We start from the raw sequence: 25,982 nt of genomic DNA, 5'->3' as shown, positions 1-25,982 counted from the left end.
GACAGTTTAATGAAGCTTGCTGCGCCACAATGACCGCCGCATGCGGGCCTCCGGGTCCGCCCTTTTCAATCTGCAGTGCAAGGAGCATTTCTCATGGCTATCCAGACCGTCGGCATCATCGGAGCCGGAACGATGGGCAACGGCATCGCGCAAGCCTGCGCGGTCGCGGGCGTCAACGTGGTGATGGTCGACATCGCGCAGGCGGCGGTCGACAAGGGCTTGGCCAACGTCGCGGGCAGCCTCGACCGGCTGATCAAGAAGGAGAAGCTGACCGAGGGCCAGAAGACGGCCGCGCTGGCGCTGATAAAGGGCTCGACGAACTACGACGACCTGAAGTCCGCGCAACTGGTGATCGAAGCCGCGACCGAGAACCACGCGCTCAAGATCAAGATCCTGAAACAGATCGACGCGATCCTGGCGCCCGAAGTGATCGTCGCATCGAACACCTCGTCGATCTCGATCACGCAGCTCGCCGCCGCCACCTCGCGCCCGGACCGATTCATCGGCATGCACTTCTTCAACCCGGTGCCGATGATGGCGCTGGTGGAAATCATCCGTGGCTACCTCACCAGCGACGCGACGCACGATGCGGTCAAGGCGCTGGCCGAGTCGCTCGGCAAGTCGCCGATCACGGTGAAGAACGCGCCCGGTTTCGTGGTCAACCGCATCCTGGTGCCGATGATCAACGAGGCATTCTTCGTGCTTTCGGAGGGCATCGCCACCGCGGAAGACATCGATGCCGGCATGAAGCTCGGCTGCAACCAGCCGATCGGACCGCTGGCGCTGGCCGACATGATCGGGCTGGACGTGTGTCTGGCGGTGATGGAGGTGTATCTGGAGCAGTTCGGCGACTCCAAATACCGGCCGTGTCCGTTGCTGAAGGAAATGGTCGCGGCGGGTCAGCTCGGTCGCAAGACCAAGCGCGGTGTTTACAGCTACTGACCGGTTCGCAGGGTGCCTGACGCCCTGCAACCCTAACGGCGATGCGGAATTGCATTGCGGGCAATTTAATCGCTCGATATAATTCAACCCATGCACACCGAAATCACCGCCGACAACATGCTCAAGCTGGACAACCAGCTGTGCTTCGCGGTGTATTCGACGTCGCTGGCCATGACGCGGCTCTACAAGCCGCTGCTTGAAAAGCTGGATCTCACCTATCCGCAGTACCTCGTGATGCTGGCTTTGTGGGAACGCGACGGCGTGATGGTTTCAGAACTCGGCACACAGTTGTCGCTCGATTCCGGGACATTGACGCCGTTGCTCAAGAGGCTCGAAAGCGTCGGCCACGTGACCCGGCTGCGCGATGTGATGGACGAACGCCGCGTTCGCGTCACGCTGACCCCGAGCGGCCGTGCGCTCAAGTCGCAGGCGACCGTGCTTCCTTCCTGCATCCTGGCAGCCAGCCAATGCTCCATCAACGAACTGTCGACGCTGACCCGGCAACTCCAGCAGCTGCGCGACCGCCTGAAGGCAGCTGCCTGAAAAAGATTCCTTTCTTCACCGCCGCGCAAGTCGCGGCATCTTCTTCAACCCCTTCTCCAACCACCAAGGAAACAACCATGACCACGCAACTCGACAAAGTTCTCTACACCGCTGAAGCACACACCGTCGGTGGCCGCGAAGGCTCGGGCAAGTCCAGCGACGGTGCCATCGACGTCCAGCTGAGCGCGCCAGGTTCGGGCAAGCCGGGCACCAACCCGGAGCAGCTGTTCGCGGTCGGCTACGCCGCCTGCTTCATCGGCGCGATGAAGGCCGTTGCGCCGAAGGTCGGCGTCAAGGTGCCGGACGATGTCTCGATCGACTCGAAGGTCGACCTCGGCCCGACGAACGACGGCGCCCGTTACGGCATCAGCGTGCATCTGGCGATCACCCTGCCTGGCCTCGACGCCGAGCAAGCCAAGAAGCTGGTCGACACGGCGCATGAAGTGTGCCCGTACTCGAACGCCACCCGCGGCAACATCGACGTCGAAATCACCATCGCCTGATTGATCTCCGCGCGGTCGACCTGACCGACGAGACATCGAAACGAAGGCGCTGCGGCCACAAGCCGCAGCGCCTTTTTGCGTGGTGTGCCGCGCGCACTCGGGTCGATGGTGACAATGGCCGGATGACATCAACTTCAAGCACGCATCCCTACGAAAGCCTCACGCCGGACGTCGTCCTCGATGCGTTGGCCACACTGGGCCTCCACGGCGACGGCCGGCTGACCGCCCTCAATTCGTACGAAAACCGTGTCTACCAGGTCTTCATGGACGACCCGAAGCCGTATCCCGCGGTCGTCGTCAAGTTCTATCGTCCCGGCCGCTGGAGCGAAGCCGAAATCCTCGAAGAGCACGCCTTTGCACTGGAACTGGCCGAGGGCGAAGTTCCTGCCGTTCCGCCGCTGATGCTGAACGGCGCGACGCTGCATCACCACGCCGGCTTCTCTTTCAGCGTGAGCCCCTACCGAGGTGGGCGCGGGCCGGAGCTGGACGATTTCGAAGTGCTCGAATGGGTCGGCCGTTTTCTCGCCCGAATCCATGCTGTTGGCGCCAAGCGGCCTTTCATCGAACGGCCCGTCCTGAACCTGCAGACCTTCGGCATCGCCTCACGCGACTGGCTGCTCGGCAACGACAAGATTCCGCTCGACGTGCAGCGCGACTGGGAAATCGCCTGCAACGATGCGCTCGACCGCATCGCCGCAACGCCGCTGGTCGCCGGTGTTCATACCGAGTTGCGAACGCTGCGTCTGCACGGCGATGTGCATCCCGGCAACATTCTCTGGACTCCCACCGACCGGCCCGGCGGCGGTCCGCACTTCGTCGACCTGGACGATGCACGCACTGGATTTGCCGTGCAGGATTTGTGGATGCTGTTGAACGGCGAGCGCGCGCAACGCACCGCGCAATTGAGCGGGCTGCTCGACGGCTATGAGCAATTCCGCGAATTCGATCGGCGTGAACTGGCGCTGATCGAGCCGCTACGAACGCTGCGGCTGATCCACTACAGCGCCTGGCTGGCGCGGCGCTGGGAAGATCCGATCTTCCCGATCAATTTCCCGTGGTTCGGATCGAGCGATTACTGGAAGGGGCAGATTCTGGTGCTGCAGGACCAATGCGAGCGGATGGAGGAGGAGCCGCTGTATGCGTGAACTGATGCGGCATCGGTTCAATTGCAGCCCTTGAGGCAGGGGCTGGTGACTGACGCCGGTTCTTGTGCATACGATTTTCCAGCGTCCTCTGCTTTGGCAGGCACGAACATTGGTGGATCTTTCATGCGGATGGCAGACCAGAGCGAATGGGTCAATGCGTAGCGTTCGCCGACGTATCTGAATCGATCGCCGATCCACGTGGACAAGAGGAAGAAAACAATGATCACGCCTGTGGTGTTGCGCAAGAAGCGCAGTTCTGAGATGCGCTTCCTGAATGCGATCCAGAAACCAACGTTTGCCAACAGTGCGGTGAACAGCGCGATCAACGCATAAGCCATGTAGGTCAGGCTCGGCCCAACATTGCGCTGCTGATACTTGGAGAACCAGATCGAATATACGCAGGAGAAGATAGCGGCTGCGACCACGGGCAAATTGATCGCAATGATGAGCAGACGACCGAACATCAGCGCAATCCCTCCGCAAACAAGCGTTTGGCGAGAGCCTCCCACCTAAGGGTGCTTCCCCGCACAAGGTGCGCATAGTAGAAATGACCATCGCCTTGATTTCGATCCTTCTGATCTTGAAGCTCGGGAGCTGCTTTCATCAGGTCGAACTGGGAAATTCCGGCGTGAATCGGATCTCCTAGTTCGGTCAGATCGATGACGATCACCTTTCGGATGCATTCGTGCTTTCGCAGATCGCCCAGAAAATCTGCATCGATCGGCGATGCAATCAAAACAACGTGATCAACGACGTGGGCTTGGCGTGCGTACCAGTGTGCTGTTTGTGCGGCCAGCAAGGAGCCATAGGAATATCCAATGAGATTGAACTGTGGCGCAGCATCTGTCATTCCGGGGGTGACAACCCACTCCGAATCATCGCGATAACGAATCAGGGTGCCAGCCCGCGCTGCATCGATCAACGACCCTGTCCGACCAAGTAGCCGAGATGCCGTATTCGTCAACCCCGCACTCACATGCGAAATCCCCGCCTCTTTGAACGCAGCAAGCTGAGGCTGAACATACGGTCCGTCCAACCCCGCGCCTCCCCAATACAGCGTCCCCTTCGGCTTCCTGACATAAACCGTCGCAGCCCTGGTATCGCGCTTCAAGGTCAACGCTGCAGTCGCCATCGCGGCCGGCACCAGCAGCGGCGCGATCACGCGTCTTCTCCGAAGACTTCGATCCGGATTTCGCTGCCGACGCTGCCGGACACGAACTCGGTATGGTCCTGCGCATCGGTACGGCCCTGCACCAGACCGCCGAGGTAACTCAGCCGGTACAGGCGGTTCGCCACCGGTTGCCCGGTCGACTCGTCGCGGACGAGGAATCGTTGGTCTGCGGGCGGCGTGTCATCAATTGGGTCGGCGTCGCCTGCGGACTGAAGCCCAGCCCGCCAGCCGCCGACGAACGCCACACCAGCCAGAGCACCCACAGTGGCCGCTGCAGTCCCGGCACTTGCGGCCATCACCACATCGCCCGCCTCGCCTTCCGTCCACGCAGTCTCCTGCGAAGCCACCAGCCTCGGCGGCGGACTGCATTTGCACAGACAGAGGTCGCCGCTCAGCGCACGCTGCCGGCCATGCGAACCGACGGACGAGATGCGCGATCCCACCGTACGGATCTGTCCGACGCTGCCGCACTTCGGGCATTCGACCGCGTCGCCGTCGAAGGCGTTCGGCATGCCATGCCAGGTGCTGGTCGAAAGCCCGGTCAGCACCTTGCCGGCGCTGGTCGTCGTATCGCCGACGTGGATGTAGAAACGCTTGCCCATGAAGTCCTCCGCTTTTTTATAGTGCGGAAAATTCTATGGGTTTGAAATCACCGGCCTTGCATCGACTGCTGGCCGAAAGTTCACGTCAAGCTGCTCCGGGATCGCTTTAGTTCGCGTATTGCGGCTCGATCTGCTGCTGTGGCGCCGAACCGGGACGCAGCGTGGGCGGCGCGTTGGGGTCGTAAAGCAACGTGCCGGTTCCGACACCCGCTCCCGCACGCACCCCGCCACCGATGCCGGTCGATGCGCCGAGCCCCGCGCCGCCATAGACCTGACCGCCGGTGTTGACGCCGACGCCGACACCGACGGGGCCGACGCCGGTACCGAGCCCGACGCTCGGCCCGCCGGAGCCGAATCCCAGTCCGAGCGAAACACCCGGCACCAGCGGCATACCGATGCCGACACCGCCAGCGCAACCCGACAGCGCTGCGACGACAGCCGCTGTCGCAATCCAATGTCCGGTCCGCGAGCGCATGGCGATCAGACGAGCAACGCGTTCACGCGCCGCACATACGCAGCCGGATCGGCCGGCATGCCGCCTTCGGCCAGCAGCGCCTGATCGAACAGGATGTTGGCCAGATCGTCGAAATGCGCCTGCGAACCTTCACCGGCCTCGCCCAGCGATTCCAGTTTGCGGACCAGCGCATGTTCGGCGTTGACTTCGAGCACCGGCTTCAGGTCCGGTGCAGGCTGGCCGGCCTGCTTCAGCATGCGCGCGAGCTGCGTGCTCATGCCGTCGTCCTTCACCACCAGGCACGCAGGCGAATCGACCAGTCGCGTGGTCACGCGCACGTCGTCGGCCTTGTCCTTGAGGGCGGCCTTGAGCTTTTCGAGCACCGGCTTGAAGGTTTCGGCCGCCTCTTCGGCTGCCTTCTTTTCCGACTCGTCCTGCAGCGTGCCGAGATCGACCGCGCCCTTGGCAACGCTTTGCAGCGGCGTGCCGTCGAAGTCCTGCAGGTAGTTCAGCGCCCATTCGTCGACGCGGTCGGTCATCAGCAGCACCTCGATGCCCTTCTTCTTGAAGAGTTCGAGCTGCGGGCTGTTCTTGGCCGCGGCCAGCGTGTCGGCGGTGATGTAGTAGATGGCCTCCTGGCCTTCCTTCATGCGCGCCTTGTAGTCGGCGAAACCGACGCTGACCGTGTCGCTGGCGGTCGATGCGAAGCGCAGCAGCTTGGCGATGCGCTCGCGGTTGCCGTGGTCTTCGCCCAGGCCTTCCTTCAACACGGTGCCGAACTCGGCATAAAAGGCCGCGTACTTGCCGGCGTCTTCACCGCCCGCGAATTCGGCTGCGGCTTCGGCGGCAGGCTGCGCGTCGACGACGTTCTTCTTGTCGACCACGTCGGTCACGCCGTCTTCGGCCTTCAGCGCTTCGGTCGGTTCCGGCGCCGGCACCGACTCGCCCGAGCCGATGTCGATCTTGGTCGCGGCGCTGTCGGCTGCGTTCTTCTGCTTCTTCGCCATGTCTTCGAGCATCGACAGCACGCGCTTGGTGCTGCCTTCGCGGATCGCCTTCACGTCGCGGCTTTCCTGCAGCAGTTCGCGGCTGACGTTCAGCGGCAGGTCGGCGGAGTCGATCACGCCCTTGACGAAGCGCAGGTAGCCGGGCATCAGCGCCTCGGCATCGTCCATGATGAAGACGCGCTTGACGTACAGCTTGACGCCGGCGCTCTTCTCGCGGTTCCACAGGTCCATCGGCGCCTTCGACGGAATGAAGAGCAGCTGCGTGTATTCGGTGCTGCCCTCGACGCGGTTATGGCTCCAGGTGAGCGGTGCTTCGTAGTCGTGCGTGATGGTCTTGTAGAAGTCGGCGTACTGATCGGCCGTGATGTCCTTCTTGGGACGCGTCCAGAGCGCGCTGGCCTTGTTGACGGACTCCCATTCGCCGGTCTTGACCATGTCGCCGGGCTGTTCGTTCTCGCCCTCTTTCCACTCTTCCTTCTCCATCAGGATCGGCAGGGAGATGTGGTCGGAATACTTGCCGATGACCGACTTGAGCTTCCAGGCGTTGAGGTATTCCTCGGCGTCTTCACGCAGGTGCAGCGTGACGCTGGTACCGCGCTGCGCACGATCGATGTCGTCGACCTCGAAGTCGCCGGCGCCGCCGCTGGCCCAGCGCACGCCCTGGTCGGCCGGCAGCCCTGCGCGCCGCGATTCGACGGTGATGCGGTCGGCCACGATGAAGCCCGAGTAAAAGCCGACGCCGAACTGGCCGATCAGCTGCGCGTCCGACTTCTGGTCGCCGCTCAGCTTGCTCATGAAGTCCTTGGTGCCGCTCTTGGCGATGGTGCCGAGGTTGTCGATGGCTTCCTGCTTCGACAGGCCGATGCCGTTGTCGGCAATCGTCAGCGTGCGGGCGGCCTTGTCGAACGAAACGCGCACTTCGAGGTTCGGTGCTTCCTCGTACAGCGCGGCGTCCTTGATGGCTTCGAAACGCAGCTTGTCGCAGGCGTCCGATGCGTTGGAGATCAGCTCGCGGAGAAAGATCTCCTTGTTGGAGTAGAGCGCGTGCGTGACGAGGTGCAGCAGCTGTGCAACTTCGGCCTGAAACGGAAGTTTTGTCGTAGCGGAAGTGGTCATGGTTCGAGGCTCGGAAAATTCTGAAAACTAGGAAATCGCCAGTGATTCGGCAACGACGCACAGATGGCGTCGAGCCCGCCATTTTCAACGCTGCGCGAGCGATGCACGAAATGCCGGGCCACCGTGACGTGGTTCCGTTTGACGTGTCGGCTTTCTCCTACAGCCGTCATCCCCGTTCGAGACTCGTTGCGCTTCGGTTTTCCGAAGCGTTTTGTCACACATCGAACAGGGAATAAAAAATGGAAACCAGCAATCTTCAGAAATGGTCGGCCGAATTCATCGGCACGTTCTGGCTTACCTTCGGCGGCTGCGGCAGTGCCGTGCTCGCAGCGGCGTTCCCGCAACTGGGCATCGGCTTCGCAGGCGTGTCGCTGGCCTTCGGCCTCACGGTGCTGACCGCAGCCTATGCGCTGGGGCCGATCTCGGGCGGGCACTTCAACCCGGCAGTCTCGATCGGGCTGGCCGTGGGTGGGCGTTTCGACGCCGTCGAGATTCCCGGCTACGTGATCTCGCAGGTGCTCGGCGCGGTGGCCGGTGCAGGCGTGCTCTACGCCATAGCGACCGGACGTCCGGGGGCCGACCTCGGCGGCTTCGCCACCAACGGCTACGGCGCGCATTCCCCGGGCGGCTACGGCATGGCGGCGGCGTTGCTCGCCGAAGCCGTGCTGACGGCGATCTTCCTGATCGTGATCCTCGGCGCCACGGCCAGACGCGCAGCCGCCGGCTTTGGTGGATTGGCAATCGGCATGTGCCTGACGCTGATCCATCTGGTGTCGATTCCGGTGACCAATACTTCGGTCAATCCGGCACGCAGCACCGGGCCGGCAGTTTTCGGACCTGCTTATGCGGCGTCGGAGCTATGGCTCTTCTGGACAGCGCCGATCGCGGGCGCAATCATCGGCGCGCTGATCTACAGGATGCTGCTGGCAGACGAGAAAGCCAGTTGACCCATCCGGTGCCGAAAGATCAGAACTTCTCGTTCACGCCCAGATAGCGCCAGTTCCCGACCGGCAGGTTTCCCAGCACCACGCGTCCGATCCGGATGCGCTTCAGGCCGACCACCTTCAGGCCGACCTGCTCGCACATCCGGCGGATCTGGCGCTTCTTGCCTTCGGTCAGCACGAAGCGCAGCTGCTCCGGATTCTGCCAATCGACCCTGGCTGGCTTGAGCGGCTGGCCGTCCAGGCTCAGCCCGTGGCGGAGTTTTGCCAGCATGGCGGGCGGAAAAACACGCTGCACGTCAGTCACCACGTCGTCCCGCGCCCCAGGCCCTCCGCTGGCACCGATCACCGGCGACCAGGTCACGCGCACCAGGTATTCCTTCTCCATCCCCGAATCCTCGCCGATCAGCTGGCGCGCGACGCGGCCGTCCTGCGTGAAGACCAGCAAGCCGACCGAATCGATGTCGAGCCGCCCGGCCGGCGCCAGACCGCGCGTCTGCGGCGGCGAAAACCGGTTGGTGCTGGTGTCTTCGCGCCAGTGCGTGCGCGGGTTGATGAGCATCACGGCCGGTTCGTGACCGTCCTCGGCCTGGCCGCTGACATAGCCCATCGGCTTGTGCAGCAGGATCGTGACCTGCGTCGCCTGCCGACCTTGAGCCGCCTTGTCGATCTCGACACGATCGGCCGGCGTCACCTTGACACCCATCGGTGCGATCTTGCCGTTGACCTTGACCCATCCCCGGTCGATCCAGTCGTCAGCCTCGCGACGGGAGCAGAAGCCGAGTTCGGCCATGCGCTTGTTGAGGCGCACGGCGCCGGGGACGGAAGGTGAAGAAGATGTGGGCTCGGTCATCGTGGGGACGATTGTCCCCGGGAACGCCGAACCGGTAACGGAGGCCGGTTCAGGTTGGTTCAGGCTGGTTCAGCCCTGCTGTCGCTGCGCCGGGTCGTTGCGGGCATCGCTTTGCTGTCCACCAAGATACTGGCGGACGGCCGACGATGCGTCGCCAGCCGCGCGCACCGCGGAGCGAAGCCGTTCTTCGGTCACCGACAGTGCAGATGCCCAGTAACGGACCTCGGCGGGCTCGTCCAGATTGATCCAGCCGCTGTCGCGCGGCCGGCGTTCATTCGATTGGTCTGCCATTTGCGTGTCTCCGGCGCGTGATGCGCTCTCTGTTCCGGCAATGTTCCTGCAACGCGCCGGACAAGCAGAGCTTGCAACACGATGTAGCCGGACATTGACGGTGTCGCGAGACTCCGGATGCAGGACACGTCCTGCATCCGATCCGTTCAGATCACCAGCCGGTAGCCCACGCCCGTTTCGGTCAGCAGATGCCGCGGCTGGGCCGAGTCGGCTTCCAGCTTCTGCCGCAGATGTCCCATATATATACGCAGGTAGTGGCTCTGCTCCCCATGCGACGGCCCCCACACTTCGCGCAGCAGCTGGCGTTGCGTCAGCACCCGGCCCGCATTCGCCACGAGCATGCCGAGCAGACGGTATTCCGTCGGCGTGAGATGCACTTCGGCACCGGCCCGGCGGACGACGCGCGCCGTGCGGTCGACTTCGACATCACCGAAGCGGAACACCGGCTCGCCGACCTCCGCGCCTGCCGATCCGCCCGCCGCAGCCCTCGGACGACGCAGGTTGGCGCGTACGCGAGCGAGCAACTCCCCAGTGCCGAAAGGCTTGGTGAGATAGTCGTCGGCACCGGCATCGAGCGCTGCGACCTTGTCGGTTTCATCGATGCGCGCCGACAGCACGATGATCGGCACCGCCGACCAGCCGCGCACGTCGCGGATCAGGTCCAGCCCGTCGCCGTCGGGCAGTCCGAGGTCGAGCACCAGCAGATCGGGCTGGCGGGTACCGGCTGCGGCGAGCCCGTCGCGCAGCGTGCCGGCCTCGTGCACCTGCCAGCCTTCGGCCTCCAGCGCTCCGCGCACGAAACGGCGGATCTGGGGTTCGTCTTCGATAACGATGGCGGTTGGAGCAGGCATGTTCAGTGTGTTTCTCCAGCCTCGGGCGCATCAGGCGGTGTCCGGCGCGGCAGGGTCACCGTGAATTCTGCCCCGCCGCCCTGCGCATCGGGCGCCACGTTCGTCGCCGAAATCTCGCCGCCATGCGCACCCACGATCGCCTTGCAGATCGCCAGCCCGAGCCCCACGCCGGGCGTCGCCGATTCGGCCTGGCCGCGCGTGAACTTGTCGAACAGCTGCTGCTCGCGACCTCGCGACGATGGCGGCAGCCCCGGACCGTGGTCCCGCACCGACAGAACCAGCGCGGCCGGCGTGACGCGTGCGCCGACCACGATCGGCGGCGCACCGTACTTGGCCGCGTTCTCCAGCAGATTGACCAGCACCCGCTCGATCAGCACCGCATCGAACTCGACCAGCGGCAGATCGGCGGCCAGCGCGGTCCGCACCGCAAGGTCGCCGAGCGCGGATGCGGCCGAGCGGATGGCGGTGCCGACCACTTCCTCCACCGATTGCCAGTCACGCCGCAGGTTGACCGCGCCGCCGGCGATGCCGCTTTCGAGCCGCGCCATGTCGAGCAGGTTGTTGACCAGCGCGTTCAGGGCGCGTGCCTGCGAGACGATGGCCTGAGCCGTCTCGGACTGCCGCGCGGCATCGGTCGTCGTCTGCTGCAACGATTCGGCCAGCCCGATCAGCGCGGTGAGCGGCGTGCGCACATCGTGCGAAATCGCACCCAGCAGCGTGTTGCGCAGCCGCTCCGACTCCATCTCTACCACCGCCTGCTGCGCGACCTCAACGTAATGAACGCGCTCCAGTGCGATCGCGATCTGGCGCGCCAGCGTTTCGAGCTGCTGCGCCTGTTCGGGAATCAGCAGCCAGCGCGGCTGCGCAGGCGCCAGCGCCAGCACGCCGCGTACCCGCATCGGCGCCTTCAGCGGCATGTAGTGCCAGGGCTGAGCGGCCAGCGTGGCGGTGGCCAGCCCGGCCGGCTGCCCCTGGCGAAAGGCCCAGTCGGCCACGCTCGGATCGAAACCCGGTGGCGGCGCGGCCGGTTGCGCGAGCTGGTCGCGTGCATCCGTGACGACCACCAGCGCACGCCCGCCGAAGTGGCGCTGCACCGCAGCCGCGCCGAGCGCGATCACCTGCGTGCTTTCGAGCGCAGCCGACAGGTCGCGTGTGAGTTCGAACAGCGACTGCGCGCGTCGCTCGCGGCTGCCCGACACGCCGACCGCGAAGCGCAAGCCGGCGGTCAGCTGCCCGACCAGCAAGCCGACGCCCAGCATCACGGCGAACGTCACCAGGTATTGCGCGTCGCTGATGGCGAACGACATGCGCGGCGTGACGAAGAAGAAGTCGAATGCAGCGACGTTGAGCAGCGCGGCCAGTGCGGCAGGCCCGCGTCCGAAACGCATCGCGACACCGACCACGCCGAGCAGGAACAGCATCACGATATTGACCTGCTCCAGCAGGCCCGACAGCGGCGTCGCGACAAGCGTCAGCGCCATGCCGATGACGGTGGCCCAGACATAGCCGTACCAGCGGCTGTGCGACCGACCTTCATGACTGTCGTCGCGAACGCCATCGTCCGGCTCGTCCTGTACCGCATTGAACAACGTGCGCGCCAGCCGGCGCGTGCTGTGCGCTTGCGCGGTCTCGACGATGTCGAGCGACGGAGCGTGTCGCGCCAGTTGCTGCGGCAAGGATGTGCCCCGCAACACGCCGAAACCGCCGCGCCACCCAGGCGTCGGAGCTTCGCGACCGACCAGCAACGTCGCGCAGTTGAGCCGCTGTGCCTGCGCCGCCAGCGCCTGCGCCACGTCGTCGCCGGTCAGTACGGCCGTTTCGGCGCCGAGCTCCTCGGCCAGCTTGAGGACTGCGAGGATGCGGTCGCGGTCGGCGGCGGGCAGTCGCTGCAGCCGCGGCGTTTCGACGTACGCGGCATGCCAGCGCACGTTGAGCTGACCGGCCAGGCGCGCCGCCGATCGCACCGTCTGCGCCGCGCCTTCGTGCGGGCCGACGCAAGCGAGGATCGCGCCAGACGTGTTCCACGCGTCGAGTGCGCCCTGCCCCGATCCGTCCGACGCCGACGCCGACGCCGCCTTCGACTGTTCGACGCGCCAGCCGCGCACGTCGTCCTCTACATGCTCCGCAGTTCGACGCAGTGCAATCTCGCGCAGCGCGATCAGGTTGCCCTTGCGGAAGAAATTCTTCGCCGCACGCTCGGCCTGCTGCGGCATGTAGACCTTGCCGGCCGAAAGACGAGACATCAGTTCGTCGGCCGTGACGTCGACCATCACCACTTCGTCGGCCTCGTCGAGAACGATGTCGGGCACGGTCTCGTGCACCCGCACGCCGGTGATCGCACCGATCGTGCCGTTGAGGCTTTCCAGATGCTGCACGTTGAGCGCCGACCAGACGTCGATGCCCGCAGCCAGCAGCTCCTGCACGTCCTGCCAGCGCTTGGCATGGCGGGAATCCGGCGCGTTGGTGTGCGCGAGTTCGTCGACGAGCAGCACGGCGGGCTTGCGCACCAGCGCGGCGTCGAGATCGAACTCGGCCAGCGTATGGCCGCGGTAGGGCACGTCGCGCAGCGGCAGTTGCGCCAGGCCCGCCAGTAGCGCGGCGGTTTCGCTGCGGCCGTGCGTCTCGACGACGCCAATCAGCACGTCGCGCCCGGCAGCCGTTTCGCGCTGCGCCGCGCTCAGCATCGCCCAGGTCTTGCCGACGCCCGCGCTGGCACCGAAATAGATGCGCAGCCGCCCGCGCAACGCCCGCGCTTCCTCGCTGCGCATCTGCGCGATCAGCGCGTCCGGGTCGGGGCGATCCTGTCGGGTGGCGTCCATGCGGCGGTTTTACTTCATGGCGTCCAGCGCCAGGTTCAGCGCCAGCACGTTGACGCGCGCCTCGCCGACGAAACCGGCCAGCGGCGCCTGCGTCTGGCGTTCGATCAGCGCATCGACCGTGGCTTGCGGCAGCTGGCGCAGACGCGCGATGCGTCCGGCCTGGTAGCGCGCAGCGGCGGGGCTGATGTCGGGGTCGAGTCCGCTGGCCGACGTCGTGACCAGATCGACCGGCACCGGCGCCTTGTTGTCCGGATCTGCGGCGCGCAACGCCTCGACGCGGCCCTTGACCGCATCGACCAGCGCCGGGTTCAGCGGGCCGAGGTTGGAGCCGCCGGAAGCTGCTGCGTTGTACGCCGTCGGCGCCGTGGCCGACGGACGGCCCCAGAAGTGCTTCGGGTCGCTGAAGTTCTGGCCGATCAGCGAAGAGCCGACGGGCTTGCCGTCGCGCTCGACCAGGCTGCCGGCGGCCTGCGTCGGGAACACGGCCTTGGCGGCGCCGGTCACAGCCAGCGGATAAAGCAGCCCGGTGAGCGCGCTGAGCAGCACGAAGAGCACGAGTGCGGGACGAAGTATGGTTTTCATGATGTCGATTTCCTTGACGTCCTCAAACGAGGTGAATTGCCACCAGCAGCCAGTCGATCAGCTTGATACCGATGAACGGCACCACCAGCCCGCCGAGCCCGTAGATCGCCAGATTGCGGCGCAGCAGCGCGGCTGCGCCTACCGGCCGATAGCGCACGCCCTTCAGCGCGAGCGGAATCAGGAACACGATCACCAGCGCGTTGAAGATCACCGCGCTCAGGATCGCCGACGACGGACTGGCGAGCCCCATCACGTTAAGCGCGCCGAGCTGCGGATAGGTGCTCACGAAGATCGCCGGGATGATCGCGAAATATTTCGCCACGTCGTTCGCGATCGAGAAGGTGGTGAGCGAGCCGCGTGTCATGAGCAGCGCCTTGCCGGTCTCCACCACCTCGAGCAGCTTGGTCGGATTGGAGTCGAGATCGACCATGTTGCCGGCCTCTTTCGCGGCCTGCGTGCCGCTGCCCATCGCCACCGCCACGTCGGCCTGCGCCAGCGCGGGCGCGTCGTTGGTGCCGTCGCCGGTCATGGCGACCAGCCGGCCTTCGGCCTGGTACTTGCGGATCAGCGCGAGCTTGTCTTCGGGCGTGGCTTCGGCGAGAAAATCGTCGACGCCGGCTTCGGCAGCGATGGCGGCGGCGGTGAGCTTGTTGTCGCCGGTGATCATCACCGTCTTGATGCCCATCGCGCGCAGTTCGGCGAAGCGCGACTTGATGCCGGTCTTGACGATGTCCTTGAGCTCGACAATGCCGAGCACCCGATTTCCTTCAGCCACCGCCAGCGGCGTGCTGCCCCGGCGCGACGCATCGTCGGCCGCGCGCAGCACTTCGGCCGACATGCTGCCGCCGAGCGATTCAACGTATTTGCGCACCGCGCCGACCGCGCCCTTGCGCAGCAGCACGTCGTCGGCGTCGAGGCTGTTGGGCGCAGCCGGCAGATCGACGCCGCTCATGCGCGTCTGCGCCGTGAACGCGACGAAACGCGCACCGTCGACGGCGCTGTCGTCGGTGCCGCCGCGACGCGCCAGCTCGACGATGCTGCGGCCTTCGGGCGTTTCGTCCGGCAGCGACGACAGCAGCGCGGCGCGCGCGAGGCGCTCCGGCGTCACGCCCGGCGCCGGCAAAAAGGCGCTGGCCTGGCGGTTGCCGTGCGTGATGGTGCCGGTCTTGTCGAGCAGCAGCACGTCGACGTCGCCGGCCGCCTCCACTGCACGGCCCGACGTGGCGATCACGTTGGCCTGCATCATCCGGCTCATGCCGGCCACGCCGACCGCCGACAGCAGTCCGCCGATGGTCGTCGGGATCAGGCAGACCAGCAGCGCGACCAGCGCCGTCAGCGACACCACCGAGCCCGCACCCATCGCGCCGACGCTGAAAACCGAGAACGGCAGCAGCGTGACGGTGACCATCAGGAACACGATCGTCAGCGCCACCAGCAGGATGGTCAGCGCGACTTCATTGGGCGTCTTCTGGCGCTTGGCCGCCTCGACCATGCCGATCATCCGGTCGAGAAACGACTCGCCCGGATTCACGGTGATGCGCACGATCAGCCAGTCGGACAGCACGCGGGTGCCGCCGGTGACGGCAGAGAAGTCGCCGCCGGACTCGCGCACCACGGGCGCGGATTCGCCGGTGATGGCGCTCTCGTCGACCGCCGCCACGCCTTCGATGACTTCGCCGTCGAGCGGCACGACTTCGCCGGCATCGATTCGCACCACGTCGCCGCGACGCAGGTTCTCGGCCTGTTCCGGCAGCCAGCTCGCGCCCTGCTCGCCTCGGCTTGCTGCGCCGGCCTGAAAAGTGCCTTTCAGCTTCTTGGCCCAGGTGTCCTTGCGCAGTCCGCGCAGCGACGCCGCCTGCGCCTTGCTGCGCCCTTCGGCCAGCGCCTCGGCGAAATTGGCGAACAGCACGGTGAACCAGAGCCAGACCGTGATCGCCAGCACGAAAGCCGGCTGCATGCCGCTGTCGCCCGGATAGGTCAGCGAATGGACCCACAGCAGCGTCGTCAGGATGCTGCCGATGTAGACGATGAACATCACCGGGTTGCGCCACTGCACGCGAGGGCTCAGCTTGGCGACGGCGCCCCAGAGCGCGGGCTTGACCGGCGCCATGTCGAACAGGGAAAGGGAACTTGCGGAACTTGCGGTTTTCGAGGTCATGTTGCGACCCTCACTTCCAGAGAATCAGGTGCTCGACGACCGGGCCTAACGCCAGCGCCGGGACATAGTTCAGCAGGCCGACCAGCAACACGGTGCCGATCAGCAGCGCGACGAACAGCGGGCCGTGCGTCGGCATCGTTCCGGCCGTGACCGGCAGGCGTTTCTTGGCCGCGAGCGCGCCTGCGATGGCCAGCACCGGCACGATCATTCCGAAGCGTCCGAACCACATCGCGACCGCGAGCAGCCCGTTGTAGAACGGCGTGTTGGCGGACAGTCCGGCAAAGGCGCTGCCGTTGTTGTTGGCCGCCGAAGCCAGCGCGTAGAGGATTTCGGAGAAGCCGTGCGCGCCGGGATTGGCGATGCCCGCCTTGCCCGCATCCAGGCTCACCGCCAGCGCGGTGCCGGCCAGCACCAGCATGGGCGTGACGAGGATCGCGATGGAGGTCAGCTTCATCTCGTGAACCTCGATCTTCTTGCCGAGGTATTCCGGCGTGCGGCCGATCATCAGCCCGGCGATGAACACCGCCAGGATCGCGAAGATCAGCATGCCGTACAAACCGCTGCCGACGCCGCCGAAGACGACCTCGCCCAGCTGCATCAGCACGATCGGCACCATGCCGCCGAGCGGCGTGAACGAGTCGTGCATCGCGTTGACCGCACCGCACGAAGCGGCTGTCGTGATGGCCGCGAACAGCGCCGACGAAGTGATGCCGAAGCGCGTTTCCTTGCCTTCCATGTTGCCGCCCGCCTGCAGGACCGACGCCGTCTGGTCAACACCCAGCGGCGAGAGCAGCGGATTGCCCGCCTGTTCCGCAGGCAGGATCACGACGACCGCGGCGACGAACAGCACCGTCATCGCAGCCAGCACCGCGAAGCCCTGGCGCTTGTCGCCGACCACACGGCCGAAGGCAAAGCACAGCGCCGCCGGAATCAGGAACATCGCCAGCATCTGCACGAAGTTGGTCAGCGGCGTCGGGTTCTCGTACGGATGCGCCGAGTTGGCATTGAAGAAGCCGCCGCCGTTGGTGCCGAGCATCTTGATAGCTTCCTGCGACGCGACCGGGCCCATCGAGATGGTTTGCGTCGCGCCTTCAAGCGTGCGCACGGCCTGCGATGCGTCGAGGTTCTGGATTACGCCCTGGCCGACGAAGAACATCGCCAGCACCAGCGACAACGGCAGCAGCAGCCAGACGGTGATGCGGGTGATGTCGGCCCAGAAGTTACCGATGAAACCGCGCCCGTCCGTGCTGCGCGCAGCAAAGCCGCGTGCCAGCGCGAATGCCACCGCGATGCCGGTCGCGGCGGAAAAGAAGTTCTGCACCGTGAGCCCGAGCATCTGCGTGAGATGGCTCATCGTCGACTCGCCGGCATAGCCCTGCCAGTTGGTGTTTGCGACGAAGCTGATCGCGGTGTTGAACGACGAGTCCGCCGACACCGCCGCCATTCCGGCGGGGTTCAGCGGCAGCAGATGCTGAAGACGCTGCAATCCGTAGACGGCCAGCGCGCCGATGGCGTTGAAAGCCAGCAGCGCGAAGGCATAGGTGTGCCAGTGCATCGGCTGGTCGGGCGCGACGCCGGCGAGCTTGTAGAGCGGCGCCTCGACGCGCTGCATCCAGCGCGGCATGCGGGCATCGCACAGTGCCGCAATGGCGCGGCCGAGTGGCCAGGCGAGCAGCAGCAGGACGGCCAGGAAGGCGACGAGGAGGGTCCAGGCGGAGGTGTTCATGTCAGAACTCTTCTGCGCAGATCAGCGCGAAGACGAGATACGCGAACAGGATCACCGCGATCAGCGCGCCGAACCCGTAGAGCGCTTCGAGGCCGATCACGACCGCTCTCCTGAATGCTGTCCCGAGTGCTTCGGCTTGTCGAGCTTGCCCAGCCCGACGACCATTTCAGCGACTGCTACCCACATCACGGCGATTGCCGCGATCCATACGATGTCCATACGTCACTCCTCTGTCGAGACACGGATGCAAGTCTCGGGAAAGAGGCGTAAAGATGGGGAATGGAGGTAGGGGTGGGGCGTAAAGAAAGCGTAAAAACCGGGTCAGCTGGCGCCCTCTGCTATTGCCGCCGAAGACTTCCGTTGGCTTCAAGGCGACCGGACGGGGCGAGATCTGATCGACGCCATCCAGGCCTCTCCTTATCGCGACATGGAGATCGAAGTGCCGCGTGCGCCGATGCTGGTCCGGGATGTGGCGCTGTGACCGGCTATCTGCTGGACACCAACGTCATCTCCGAATTGCGCAGACCGCGCCCGAATCAGCGGGTCATCGATTTCGTCGCCGCGCAGCCGCTGGAGACACTTCATATCAGCACAGTGACGCTGGAAGAAATTCGCTTCGGCATAGAGATGGTTGCCGATGCAAGCCGTCGCGCCGAGTTGTCCACGTGGCTCACGCACAAGGTGCGGCCCATGTTCGAGCACCGGGTACTGCCGGTCTCCGAAGACGTGATGCTGGCATGGCGCCTCCTCGTCGAAACCCGCCGCAAGACGGGGCACACATTCTCGCAACCCGATCTCAGCATCGCGGCCACTGCAGCCGAATACGGACAGACGGTGGTGACGCGCGATGTCTCGAAATTTGCGCACGCGAGGGTGCCGTTTGTGAATCCGTGGGACATCGCGTCATGAGACGAAAGATGAGCATCCGGTGTCGATCAGGAAAAGCGCCACGCCATTGTTTCTGATGTCCAGTTGGCCTTAAAAGCAGCTCCATCGACGACAGCTTCAGTCGGCGGCCAAAGCAGACGATCCAATACGGAAACTGCATCGACCAAATCGCCGGCCACGAGGCGGTTCTTGTTCAGGAACGCTTGCCACTGGCGCTTCTTTCCCGCGTCATCACCGAATTGGCTTGTCAGAGCGAGTGGACGCAGCGCAGGAACAGCGGTCGACCTGCGCTCGAAGGTAGCCGCGATCGCAACGGAGAGATTCGCGCCGTCCAGATCTGTCCGACGAGCGATGACGGCGATGTCGTAAAAGTCCTTCATTCGGCTGTTGGCCAGTCCGAGGACGACCATGGCGTGATACTTTTCCGCGATGACGGTGTAGACCGGATACACCCTCAAAACTGGAGCCTGGAAGTCGGCGAGCAATGTCGGAAAAACCACGGTTTGCGCCTGGGGCGTCACCACGTCGCCAAAGCCGATGTCGATCTGGAGCGCACATCGCGCTGAGCCGATACGAGCGACCAGATTGATCCGTGTGCCGCCGTAGGTGTTGTCTTCACGGATCGCATCCGCGCGGACCGAGGTGAGGTCGAACACGATTCCATCTTCCATCTCGATTGCAGCGACCTCACGGATGACGGCTACCAGATGTTCGGCATTGTCCTCTCCGAAACCGAGCAGATCGACGTCGCGTGTCGGACGATGCGGCTCGTCGTACCAAAGGGCGAACAGTAGCGCCCCTTTGAGCAGGAACTCATCGGCGTGAGGCGAAGTACTCAGGCGGCATAGCAGACGCTCCAACGCAAAGCGGTTGAGCACCAAGCTGTAGTCATCGTCCCGCTGCTTCGCCAGAGCCAGCAATCGATTCAGGATGGAAGCGGACAGATTCGACATCAAGCGACTACGGCCTCCAGATATGGCTGCATGACCCGCTCGACACGGTTGATTTTTGCGAAATGACTGAGATCGGAGATCGACGCCTTTCGCTTGATCCAGACATCTTTGAGTGCCTCGAGCGCCACATCGAGCCCGATCTTGTGACGAAACTTGAAGCAATCGGCCACGGTCTTTGCCACGCTGTACACGCGGATGGTGGCGCCGTGCTCGGAGACGGTTTCGATGCCTTCGCTGTAAGCCATGCCTCGCATGCGCGCAATGCGCAGTGATGGGTAGCCCGGAGCAGGCGTTGGCGCGCCTTCCGGCACGGCAAGCCACACCTCGTGAGGCATCTGCGAGCCCACCTCATGGAACTGCAGCGCTGAAAGCAGGCAGACGACGCCTTTGGGCACGCGCCGACAAACCTCCATCAGCGTCTGGTTCGCAACGATTTCGGCATCCGTCAGGCTGTACAGGCCACGGGTGACGCGTTGAAGGTGTCCCATCTCATGCAGGCGGATCAGCAATTGAGGCGACCAGCCATGCGCGCGGACATCCGCAGCGCGAATCAGACGTTGTCGACGAGCGAGCTCTAGGATTTGGTCGGATTGGCTCATAAGCCTCAAAGTTTAATATTCGCGCTACTTGTTATCAAGTGATGTGAATATCAAACCCGACCTCGTAAAGGCCACCTTGTCCCACGACATCCTCATCCGCCCCGTCACCGCTGCCGACTTTGAAAAGTGGACACCACTCTGGCAGCGCTACAACGCCTTCTACGGTCGCAGCGGCGAAACGGCGCTGCCGGAATCGATCACCGATGCCACCTGGGCACGCTTCCTTGCCCCCGAGGAACCGATGCACGCCCTGGTTGCCGAAAGCGCCGATGGCATTGTCGGACTGGCGCACTTCCTGTTCCATCGCAGCACGATCCAGCTCAACCCGACCTGCTATCTGCAGGATCTCTTCACGACCGAATCCGCGCGGGGCAAAGGTGTGGCGCGCGCGCTGATCGAAGCGGTCTACCAGCATGCCGCCGACGCTGGCGCGGCCCGTGTGTATTGGCAGACGCACGAGACGAACCGCACGGCGATGCAGCTGTACGACAAGGTAGCCGAGAAGTCGGGGTTTCTGGTCTATCGCAAGCTGCTCTGAACGAGCTCAATTCATCGAGCAAACGCTCACCACCAGCTTGCACGGCTCCGTCGGCAACCGCCCGTTGCATTCCGCAATCGCAGCCTTGCTCGCAGCCTCCTTCGTGCCGGCAGTCGCAGTCCCCCACTCTCCGAAATTCCCGGTGACCAGCGCTGCGCAACTGCGGTCGAATACCGTCCGCACTTCGCATGCAGCCGGCGCAACGGGGGCAATCGATGCACCACTGGTTCCGGCAGTCCCCTTGCGCTCCGGCGGACGCTCGCACTGCGCGCGTGCCACCTGCTCCGCGGCGGCCTGCGTCTTCTGGTTGAACGAATAGCCATAGCCAAGCGATTGCGAGGCGATGGCGCCCCAGCTCGGCGTCGAACGGCGCGCGACGGTCGTCGCACCGGGCTCGGCAGCCGAAGCCGAAGCCGAAGCCGGCAACAAGACACCGGCGCAAATCGCGACCAGCGAAATCAGCGCAATCAGCGAAACCATCACGCGCACAGCGATCGATCGAATCTTCATGCCGGAACTTCTCCCGCCTCGATGAACAGCCGCTTGATCGTCGGAAATTTCTCCCGCACTTCTTTCTGGATCAACGTCATCGCCGCTGCCGCATCGTCGGTGCGTGTCCCGTCCTCGAAATGCAGGTCCAGCGTCACCAGCACCTCTTCCGGTCCGATGTACATCGACAGGATCTGCCCGACGTCGTGAACGTTCGGCTGTGCCGTCGCGATGCGGCGGATCTCGCGCGCGGTTTCCGGCCGGATGCCTTCGCCGATCAGCAGTCCTCGCGACTCGCGCACCAGCAGCACCGCGACGCCGGCCAGCAGCAGGCCGATGACCACCGATGCCGCGCCGTCGAGTTCCGGGATATCGAGTTCATGGCTCAGGTAGATGCCGATCGCCGCGACGATCAGACCGACCAGCGCGGCCGAGTCCTCGGCCAGCACGGTGTACGTCGTCGGGTCCTTGCTCGAATGCAGCGCGTTCCAGAACGGCCGGCCGCGCGACTCGCCCCGGAACTGCTTCAGCGCAATGCCGAAGCTGATGCCCTCGAACAACATCGCCGCGCCGAGCACGATGTAGTTCCAGGTCGGATCGGTCATCGGCTCCGGGTTGCGGATGTGCTGGATGCCTTCGTAAAAAGACACGCCGCCACCCAGGCCGAAGATCAGCACCGCGACCATCAGGCTCCAGAAGTACAGCTCCTTGCCGTGGCCGAACGGATGCTCGGCGGTGGCGGGCCGCTGGCTCAGCTTGACGCCCACCAGCAGCAACACGCCGTTGAAGGTGTCGACGGCGGAATGCACGCCCTCGGACAGCATCGCCGAACTGCCGGTGATCCCGGCAACGGTGAATTTGGTCGCCGCGATGGCGACGTTGGCGCCGATCGCGCCGTAGATGGCAATTTTGGACTCGGCCATGGTGTTGTTGTGTGTGTGTCGGCGAAGGCCGGAACCTTAACTGCCGAGTGTTTCGAAATCTGTAGTCCGCTGGCGTGCGCGCCACAATGAGGGCATGCAAGACACAGCGCACACTGAAGCCGGAATCCTCGCCGCCACCCACGCCCTGCGCGAAGACGCCGTCGCGATGCTTCGAACGCTGGTGTCGCACCCGTCGCTGCTGGGCGACGAGCAGAGCTCGCAGCAGTTCATGGCGCAGACCTTCGAAGCGCTTGGCCTGGGCGTGCACACCTTCGAGATCGACGAAGAAAAGCTGCGCGCCCATCCGGCTTATTCGCCGTCGATCGTCTCCTACCAAGGCCGCACCAACGTCGTCGGCGTGCACCGGCCCCATGGCCCGGCGCAGGGCCGCTCGCTGATCTTCAACGGCCACATCGACGTGGTGCCGACCGGCGCCGAGGCGCTGTGGACGCATCCGCCCTTCTCCGGCCATCTCGACGGCGACCGCATCTACGGGCGCGGCGCGTCGGACATGAAGGCCGGCATCGTCGCGTACACGATGGCTTTCAAGGCATTGCGGTCGATCGGGCTCGCGCCGGCATCGCCGGTGTATTTCCAGTCGGTGATCGAGGAGGAATGCACCGGCAACGGCGCGCTGGCCTGCCTGATCGAAGGCTACCGCGCCGATGCGGCGGTGATCCCGGAGCCGATCTCCGACGGCGGCATCATGACCTGCCAGCTCGGCGTGCTGTGGCTGGCGATCGAGGTGCTCGGCAAGCCTGTGCATGCGTCGGTCGCGCAGACCGGCGTCGGAGCGATCGACTTCGCGCTGTACCTGTTCGGCGCGCTCAAGAAGCTCGAAGCGCAATGGAATGCGCCAAGTGCGCGCTACCGCAACTTCGCGCATCACAAGCATCCGGTGAATTTCAACCTCGGCAAGATCCACGGCGGCGAATGGGCTTCGTCGGTGCCGTCGGCCTGTCGTGCGGACATCCGGATCGGTTTCTATCCGGACCGCAAGATCGGGCAGGTGAAAGCCGAGGTCGAGGCGCTGCTGGCCGAAGCTTTCGAGGCGCATCCCGCGCATGCGGCGCTGAGCTACCGGATCATCTACGAAGGCTTCCAGGCCGACGGCTGCGACGTGCCCGACGATGCGCCAGTGGTGGTCGCGCTGGCGCAGTGCCACAAGGACATCGTGGGCATCGATGCCGTGCCGGTCGCCTTCACCGGCACGACCGACGCGAAGTTCTTCAACCTGTACGGCGAGACGCCGGCCGTCTGCTACGGCCCGTCGGGCGGCGCGAACATCCACGGCATCGACGAGTGGGCGTCGATCGACAGCATGATGCAGACGGCCGCCGTTCTGGCGGTGTTCATGGCGCGCTGGTGCGGCGTGGTCAGCCTGCCGGAAACGTCACGCTGACGTCGCCGGATTTCCATGCCGGATGGCGCTGCATGACGGTCGCGAACGCGGCCGAAGCTTCCCATGCTGCGAGCCAGCTGCGCAGGTGCGGCCACGGTTGCGCGGCAAACCAGACAGCGTCGACGCCTGCGAACTGACGGACGAACGGTGCGATGGCGGCGTCGGCCAGCGCAGTTCTGTCGCCGAACAGGAAGGCGCCGTTTGCGAACCTCGCTTCGAGCTGCAACAGGAAATGCCCGCCGCTGTCGCGTGCCGCCGCCGCGTCGGTTTCCGCTTCGTGGCGCCCCGGATACTTGTAGCGGTCCAGGTCGCGCTTGAAGCCGGTGTCGCAGGCTTCGATCAGCGCCAGCATTTCATCGAGAGTGCCGTTCGCAGGCACCAGCCAATGTTGCGGATCGCTCCTGCGCAGCGCCCACAGCATGATGTCCAGGCTCTGCGCGATCACGCTGCCGTCGTCGAAAACGAGAACCGGCACCGTGGCTTTTGGCGATGCCGCCAGCAATTTGGCCGGCTTGTCGCGAAGCAAGACTTCGCGCAGTTCGCAGCGCTGGTCGCTGGCAAGCAATGCCAGCCGCGCCCGCATCGCGTACGGACAGCGGCGGAACGAATACAGGACCGGCAACGGATCGGGCGCCGGCATCAGTCGGGTACGAACTTCAGCTTGAACTTGGCCTCGTCCGCAGCATCTTCAAAAGTGACGAGCTGACCGGCCTTGTTGTCGACGATGCGGTGCGCGGCGAACAGGCTGTAGCGTCCCTTGAGGTAGTAGCTTTCCATCTCGATCAGCATGTACGGATACGGAACGAACACCTGGTGTTCGAAGACCACGCGGTGGAGGTTGCGCGGCGACGGGAAGAGCTTGTAGTCGGACGTGGAAAGAGCTTGAGCGGTGGCCATGGCGATCGGATTGTTGAATGTGGTGATGGAACGGCCGGATGCAGGCTCAGTCCGTGCGCACGTCGGCGACCGGCTTGCTGCCGAAGTCTGCGCGCGCGAGGTAGGCGAGCACCTTGGCGGCGGCGGTGGCCGGCGAATCGAGCAGCCCGTCGGACTTGAGCTTCTCGAAGCGCGCGCGGTCCGGGAACAACGCCGCGTCGGTGCCGCGGATGACGCCCTGCATGTCGGTGTCGATCACGCCGGGCGCGAGCGAGACGATCTTCGCGCCGTTCGGCTGCAGCGCCTCTTCCAGTGCAACGGCGCGCGAGAAGTGGTCTATGCCGGCCTTCGCGGCGCAGTATGGCGACTGGCTCGCCATCGCATTGCGGCCGAGGCCGGAAGAGATGTTGAGCACCTTGCGCACGCCGCGCCAGCCAGCGGTGGCGCGCAGGAAAGCGGCGGTCAGCAGCATCGGCGCTTCGAGCCCGATGCGCAGCGATTGCGCGACGTCGGTGAGGTCCGCTTCGGCAAGCGGACCGATGCGGCCGATGGTGCCGGCGTTGTTGATCAAGGTGACGCTGGCAAAAGCATTCGCGTCCCGCGCTGCAAGCCAGCTGCCCACGCGCTCGGCGGCGACTTGCGGCGCGGCGAGATCGAGCGACCACTGTTCGAGCGTCGCACCGGCGGCTTCGGCCTCGGCTGCGAGCGCGTCATCGGTCTGGCGCGAAATGCAGATCAGCGTGTCGCCGGCAGCGAGAAGTTGCGCGGCCATGGCGCGGCCCATGCCGCGTGAAGCGCCGGTGAGGAAGGTCAGGTGGGAGGTCATTCGGATGGACTCGAAAGAGGTTGAGATGCGATCGCACTGCTGCGCAACGCGGCCAGGTCGAGCACGCGCAGTCCGCCGTATTCGACCCGGATCGTGCCCTGCGCCTGCAGCATGTTGAGCGCCTGGTTCACGCGCTGGCGCGACAGGCCGATGAGGTAGGCCAGCTCCTGCTGCGTGATGCGCAGCAGTTCGCCGACGCCGGGAAAAAGCACCGGATTGAACAGCGCGGCGAGATTGCGCGCGACACGCACGTCCGGGTTGTTCAGCCGGTCGGCCTCGCGAGCGGCGATGAACTGGGCCAACCGTTCGTTGAGCTGGTGCATGACGAAGCGGTTGAAACCGATCGAATGGTCGAGCAGCCAGTGGAATTCATCGATCGGCAGGCCGGCGACCACGCTGCGGCGCAGCGCCTGGATGTTGTAGCGGTAGGGCTCGCGCTTGAGCACCGTGCCTTCTCCGAACCAGCCGCCGGGCGGCAGGCCGCTGTAGGTCATCGAAGTGCCGTCGGCGTTGTCGTTGCTCATCTTCAGCAGGCCTTCGACGACGCCGATCCAGTAGGTCGGCGGGCGGCCGACGCGGCAGATCAGGTCGCCGGCTTCGGCCTCGCCGACTTCCACCATCGCCTCGGCGCGGCGGCGCTCGTCCGGTCGCAGCGCATCCAGCCACGGAATGTTGCGCAGTTCTTCGCGAGTGGGCGCGCGCACGCGGTCGCGGATCGACGACGTGCGCGGACCCGCTTGCTTCTGGATCTGGGGAAGCGCGAAGGATTCGGGAAAGTCCGGGG

Annotated in this window: 30 protein-coding genes; 8 read left to right on the top strand and 22 right to left on the bottom strand. The window is 64.9% G+C overall.

Translation table 11 applies throughout. The annotated features are described in order from the left end of the window. The first annotated feature begins 93 nt into the window (after window positions 1-93). The 4 genes from ACSFA3_RS19235 (at window position 94) to ACSFA3_RS19220 (ending at window position 3,133) form a co-directional block, all read left to right on the top strand. Window positions 94-942 carry a 3-hydroxybutyryl-CoA dehydrogenase gene (locus ACSFA3_RS19235; protein WP_435507103.1) on the top strand — a complete coding sequence of 283 codons (849 nt, stop codon included), beginning with the start codon at window positions 94-96 and terminating at the stop codon, window positions 940-942. Between the two features lie 90 nt (window positions 943-1,032). Continuing rightward, window positions 1,033-1,485, top strand: a complete 453-nt coding sequence (locus ACSFA3_RS19230; protein ID WP_435507102.1) for a MarR family winged helix-turn-helix transcriptional regulator — start codon at window positions 1,033-1,035, stop codon at window positions 1,483-1,485. Window positions 1,486-1,562: 77 nt separating this feature from the next. Further along, window positions 1,563-1,988 carry an organic hydroperoxide resistance protein gene (locus ACSFA3_RS19225; protein ID WP_435507101.1) on the top strand — a complete coding sequence of 142 codons (426 nt, stop codon included), beginning with the start codon at window positions 1,563-1,565 and terminating at the stop codon, window positions 1,986-1,988. A gap of 122 nt (window positions 1,989-2,110) precedes the next feature. Further along, window positions 2,111-3,133, top strand: a complete 1,023-nt coding sequence (locus tag ACSFA3_RS19220; RefSeq protein WP_435507100.1) for a serine/threonine protein kinase — start codon at window positions 2,111-2,113, stop codon at window positions 3,131-3,133. Between the two features lie 17 nt (window positions 3,134-3,150). Here the strand turns inward: ACSFA3_RS19220 and ACSFA3_RS19215 are convergent, their stop codons facing one another. The 5 genes from ACSFA3_RS19215 to htpG form a co-directional block, all read right to left on the bottom strand. Continuing rightward, complete coding sequence (locus ACSFA3_RS19215) at window positions 3,151-3,597, bottom strand: hypothetical protein (RefSeq protein ID WP_435507099.1); 447 nt, start codon at window positions 3,595-3,597, stop codon at window positions 3,151-3,153. After that, entirely contained in the window at window positions 3,597-4,295 is a 699-nt protein-coding gene (locus ACSFA3_RS19210; RefSeq protein ID WP_435507098.1) for a hypothetical protein, read from the bottom strand. Before ACSFA3_RS19210 ends, ACSFA3_RS19215 begins: the two co-directional genes overlap by 1 nt. Next, complete coding sequence (locus tag ACSFA3_RS19205) at window positions 4,292-4,906, bottom strand: PAAR domain-containing protein (RefSeq protein WP_435507097.1); 615 nt, start codon at window positions 4,904-4,906, stop codon at window positions 4,292-4,294. The genes ACSFA3_RS19210 and ACSFA3_RS19205 overlap by 4 nt, the downstream gene beginning before the upstream one ends. 106 nt (window positions 4,907-5,012) lie before the next feature. Beyond that, a complete protein-coding gene (locus tag ACSFA3_RS19200) occupies window positions 5,013-5,381 on the bottom strand; it encodes a hypothetical protein (protein WP_435507096.1) in 369 nt (122 codons plus the stop codon). Between the two features lie 5 nt (window positions 5,382-5,386). Next, window positions 5,387-7,483 carry a molecular chaperone HtpG gene (htpG, locus tag ACSFA3_RS19195; protein ID WP_435507095.1) on the bottom strand — a complete coding sequence of 699 codons (2,097 nt, stop codon included), beginning with the start codon at window positions 7,481-7,483 and terminating at the stop codon, window positions 5,387-5,389. Window positions 7,484-7,722: 239 nt separating this feature from the next. Here htpG and aqpZ point away from each other — a divergent pair, with 239 nt between their 5' ends. Continuing rightward, window positions 7,723-8,430, top strand: coding sequence for an aquaporin Z (gene aqpZ / locus ACSFA3_RS19190; RefSeq protein ID WP_435507094.1), 708 nt, complete (start codon window positions 7,723-7,725; stop codon window positions 8,428-8,430). A gap of 19 nt (window positions 8,431-8,449) precedes the next feature. Here the strand turns inward: aqpZ and ACSFA3_RS19185 are convergent, their stop codons facing one another. From ACSFA3_RS19185 to ACSFA3_RS19145, 9 genes are all read right to left on the bottom strand, one after another. Further along, window positions 8,450-9,277 carry a pseudouridine synthase gene (locus tag ACSFA3_RS19185; RefSeq protein ID WP_435507093.1) on the bottom strand — a complete coding sequence of 276 codons (828 nt, stop codon included), beginning with the start codon at window positions 9,275-9,277 and terminating at the stop codon, window positions 8,450-8,452. Between the two features lie 69 nt (window positions 9,278-9,346). Continuing rightward, entirely contained in the window at window positions 9,347-9,568 is a 222-nt protein-coding gene (locus ACSFA3_RS19180; protein WP_435507092.1) for a DUF3606 domain-containing protein, read from the bottom strand. Between the two features lie 146 nt (window positions 9,569-9,714). Continuing rightward, a complete protein-coding gene (gene kdpE, locus ACSFA3_RS19175) occupies window positions 9,715-10,419 on the bottom strand; it encodes a two-component system response regulator KdpE (protein ID WP_435507091.1) in 705 nt (234 codons plus the stop codon). 2 nt (window positions 10,420-10,421) lie between these two features. Then, complete coding sequence (locus ACSFA3_RS19170; protein WP_435507090.1) at window positions 10,422-13,238, bottom strand: DUF4118 domain-containing protein; 2,817 nt, start codon at window positions 13,236-13,238, stop codon at window positions 10,422-10,424. A 9-nt stretch (window positions 13,239-13,247) separates the two neighbouring features. Next, window positions 13,248-13,820: a potassium-transporting ATPase subunit KdpC gene (kdpC, locus tag ACSFA3_RS19165; RefSeq protein WP_435507089.1), complete on the bottom strand. Its 573-nt coding sequence runs from the start codon at window positions 13,818-13,820 to the stop codon at window positions 13,248-13,250. 22 nt (window positions 13,821-13,842) lie between these two features. Further along, window positions 13,843-15,978 (bottom strand): potassium-transporting ATPase subunit KdpB, encoded by a 2,136-nt coding sequence (gene kdpB / locus ACSFA3_RS19160; RefSeq protein WP_435507088.1) that lies wholly within the window; start codon window positions 15,976-15,978, stop codon window positions 13,843-13,845. Window positions 15,979-15,988: 10 nt separating this feature from the next. Continuing rightward, entirely contained in the window at window positions 15,989-17,704 is a 1,716-nt protein-coding gene (kdpA, locus tag ACSFA3_RS19155; RefSeq protein ID WP_435507087.1) for a potassium-transporting ATPase subunit KdpA, read from the bottom strand. 1 nt (window position 17,705) lies between these two features. Beyond that, window positions 17,706-17,804, bottom strand: a complete 99-nt coding sequence (gene kdpF, locus ACSFA3_RS19150; RefSeq protein WP_435507086.1) for a K(+)-transporting ATPase subunit F — start codon at window positions 17,802-17,804, stop codon at window positions 17,706-17,708. Continuing rightward, window positions 17,801-17,923 carry a hypothetical protein gene (locus ACSFA3_RS19145; RefSeq protein ID WP_435507085.1) on the bottom strand — a complete coding sequence of 41 codons (123 nt, stop codon included), beginning with the start codon at window positions 17,921-17,923 and terminating at the stop codon, window positions 17,801-17,803. The genes kdpF and ACSFA3_RS19145 overlap by 4 nt, the downstream gene beginning before the upstream one ends. 258 nt (window positions 17,924-18,181) lie before the next feature. Between ACSFA3_RS19145 and ACSFA3_RS19140 the strand changes: the two genes are divergently transcribed. After that, window positions 18,182-18,613 (top strand): type II toxin-antitoxin system VapC family toxin, encoded by a 432-nt coding sequence (locus ACSFA3_RS19140; RefSeq protein ID WP_435507084.1) that lies wholly within the window; start codon window positions 18,182-18,184, stop codon window positions 18,611-18,613. Between the two features lie 26 nt (window positions 18,614-18,639). Here the strand turns inward: ACSFA3_RS19140 and ACSFA3_RS19135 are convergent, their stop codons facing one another. Together ACSFA3_RS19135 and ACSFA3_RS19130 are read right to left on the bottom strand one after the other, a co-directional pair. Continuing rightward, the gene (locus tag ACSFA3_RS19135; protein ID WP_435507083.1) at window positions 18,640-19,548 is read right to left on the bottom strand and encodes a nucleotidyl transferase AbiEii/AbiGii toxin family protein; all 909 of its coding nucleotides are present in this window, start codon (window positions 19,546-19,548) and stop codon (window positions 18,640-18,642) included. After that, the gene (locus ACSFA3_RS19130) at window positions 19,545-20,144 is read right to left on the bottom strand and encodes a type IV toxin-antitoxin system AbiEi family antitoxin domain-containing protein (protein WP_435507082.1); all 600 of its coding nucleotides are present in this window, start codon (window positions 20,142-20,144) and stop codon (window positions 19,545-19,547) included. The genes ACSFA3_RS19135 and ACSFA3_RS19130 overlap by 4 nt, the downstream gene beginning before the upstream one ends. Window positions 20,145-20,220: 76 nt before the next feature. Here ACSFA3_RS19130 and ACSFA3_RS19125 point away from each other — a divergent pair, with 76 nt between their 5' ends. Beyond that, entirely contained in the window at window positions 20,221-20,682 is a 462-nt protein-coding gene (locus ACSFA3_RS19125) for a GNAT family N-acetyltransferase (RefSeq protein WP_435507081.1), read from the top strand. A 6-nt stretch (window positions 20,683-20,688) separates the two neighbouring features. Here ACSFA3_RS19125 and ACSFA3_RS19120 read toward each other — a convergent pair whose 3' ends face one another. Beyond that, window positions 20,689-21,192 (bottom strand): DUF4189 domain-containing protein, encoded by a 504-nt coding sequence (locus tag ACSFA3_RS19120; protein ID WP_435507080.1) that lies wholly within the window; start codon window positions 21,190-21,192, stop codon window positions 20,689-20,691. Then, window positions 21,189-22,094 carry a cation diffusion facilitator family transporter gene (locus ACSFA3_RS19115; protein WP_435507079.1) on the bottom strand — a complete coding sequence of 302 codons (906 nt, stop codon included), beginning with the start codon at window positions 22,092-22,094 and terminating at the stop codon, window positions 21,189-21,191. The genes ACSFA3_RS19120 and ACSFA3_RS19115 overlap by 4 nt, the downstream gene beginning before the upstream one ends. 94 nt (window positions 22,095-22,188) lie before the next feature. On the opposite strand from ACSFA3_RS19115, the gene ACSFA3_RS19110 reads away from it, so the two are divergent. Continuing rightward, entirely contained in the window at window positions 22,189-23,496 is a 1,308-nt protein-coding gene (locus ACSFA3_RS19110) for an ArgE/DapE family deacylase (protein ID WP_435507078.1), read from the top strand. On the opposite strand, the gene ACSFA3_RS19105 is transcribed toward ACSFA3_RS19110, so the two are convergent. From ACSFA3_RS19105 to ACSFA3_RS19090, 4 genes are read right to left on the bottom strand one after another with little or no spacing between them, the layout of a single operon-like run. Further along, a complete protein-coding gene (locus ACSFA3_RS19105; RefSeq protein WP_435507077.1) occupies window positions 23,471-24,136 on the bottom strand; it encodes a glutathione S-transferase in 666 nt (221 codons plus the stop codon). The genes ACSFA3_RS19110 and ACSFA3_RS19105 overlap by 26 nt on opposite strands. Further along, on the bottom strand, window positions 24,136-24,393 hold the full coding sequence (locus ACSFA3_RS19100; RefSeq protein ID WP_435507076.1) for a hypothetical protein: 258 nt from the start codon (window positions 24,391-24,393) through the stop codon (window positions 24,136-24,138). The genes ACSFA3_RS19105 and ACSFA3_RS19100 overlap by 1 nt, the downstream gene beginning before the upstream one ends. A gap of 46 nt (window positions 24,394-24,439) precedes the next feature. Continuing rightward, window positions 24,440-25,198, bottom strand: coding sequence for an SDR family NAD(P)-dependent oxidoreductase (locus ACSFA3_RS19095; RefSeq protein WP_435507075.1), 759 nt, complete (start codon window positions 25,196-25,198; stop codon window positions 24,440-24,442). Next, the gene (locus tag ACSFA3_RS19090; protein WP_435507387.1) at window positions 25,195-25,947 is read right to left on the bottom strand and encodes a Crp/Fnr family transcriptional regulator; all 753 of its coding nucleotides are present in this window, start codon (window positions 25,945-25,947) and stop codon (window positions 25,195-25,197) included. Before ACSFA3_RS19090 ends, ACSFA3_RS19095 begins: the two co-directional genes overlap by 4 nt. Window positions 25,948-25,982: the final 35 nt, after the last annotated feature.

It is taken from the genome of Variovorax glucosi (assembly GCF_051216695.1).
GTDB lineage: Bacteria > Pseudomonadota > Gammaproteobacteria > Burkholderiales > Burkholderiaceae_C > Variovorax.
This window is presented reverse-complemented; position numbering and strand designations above follow the sequence as displayed.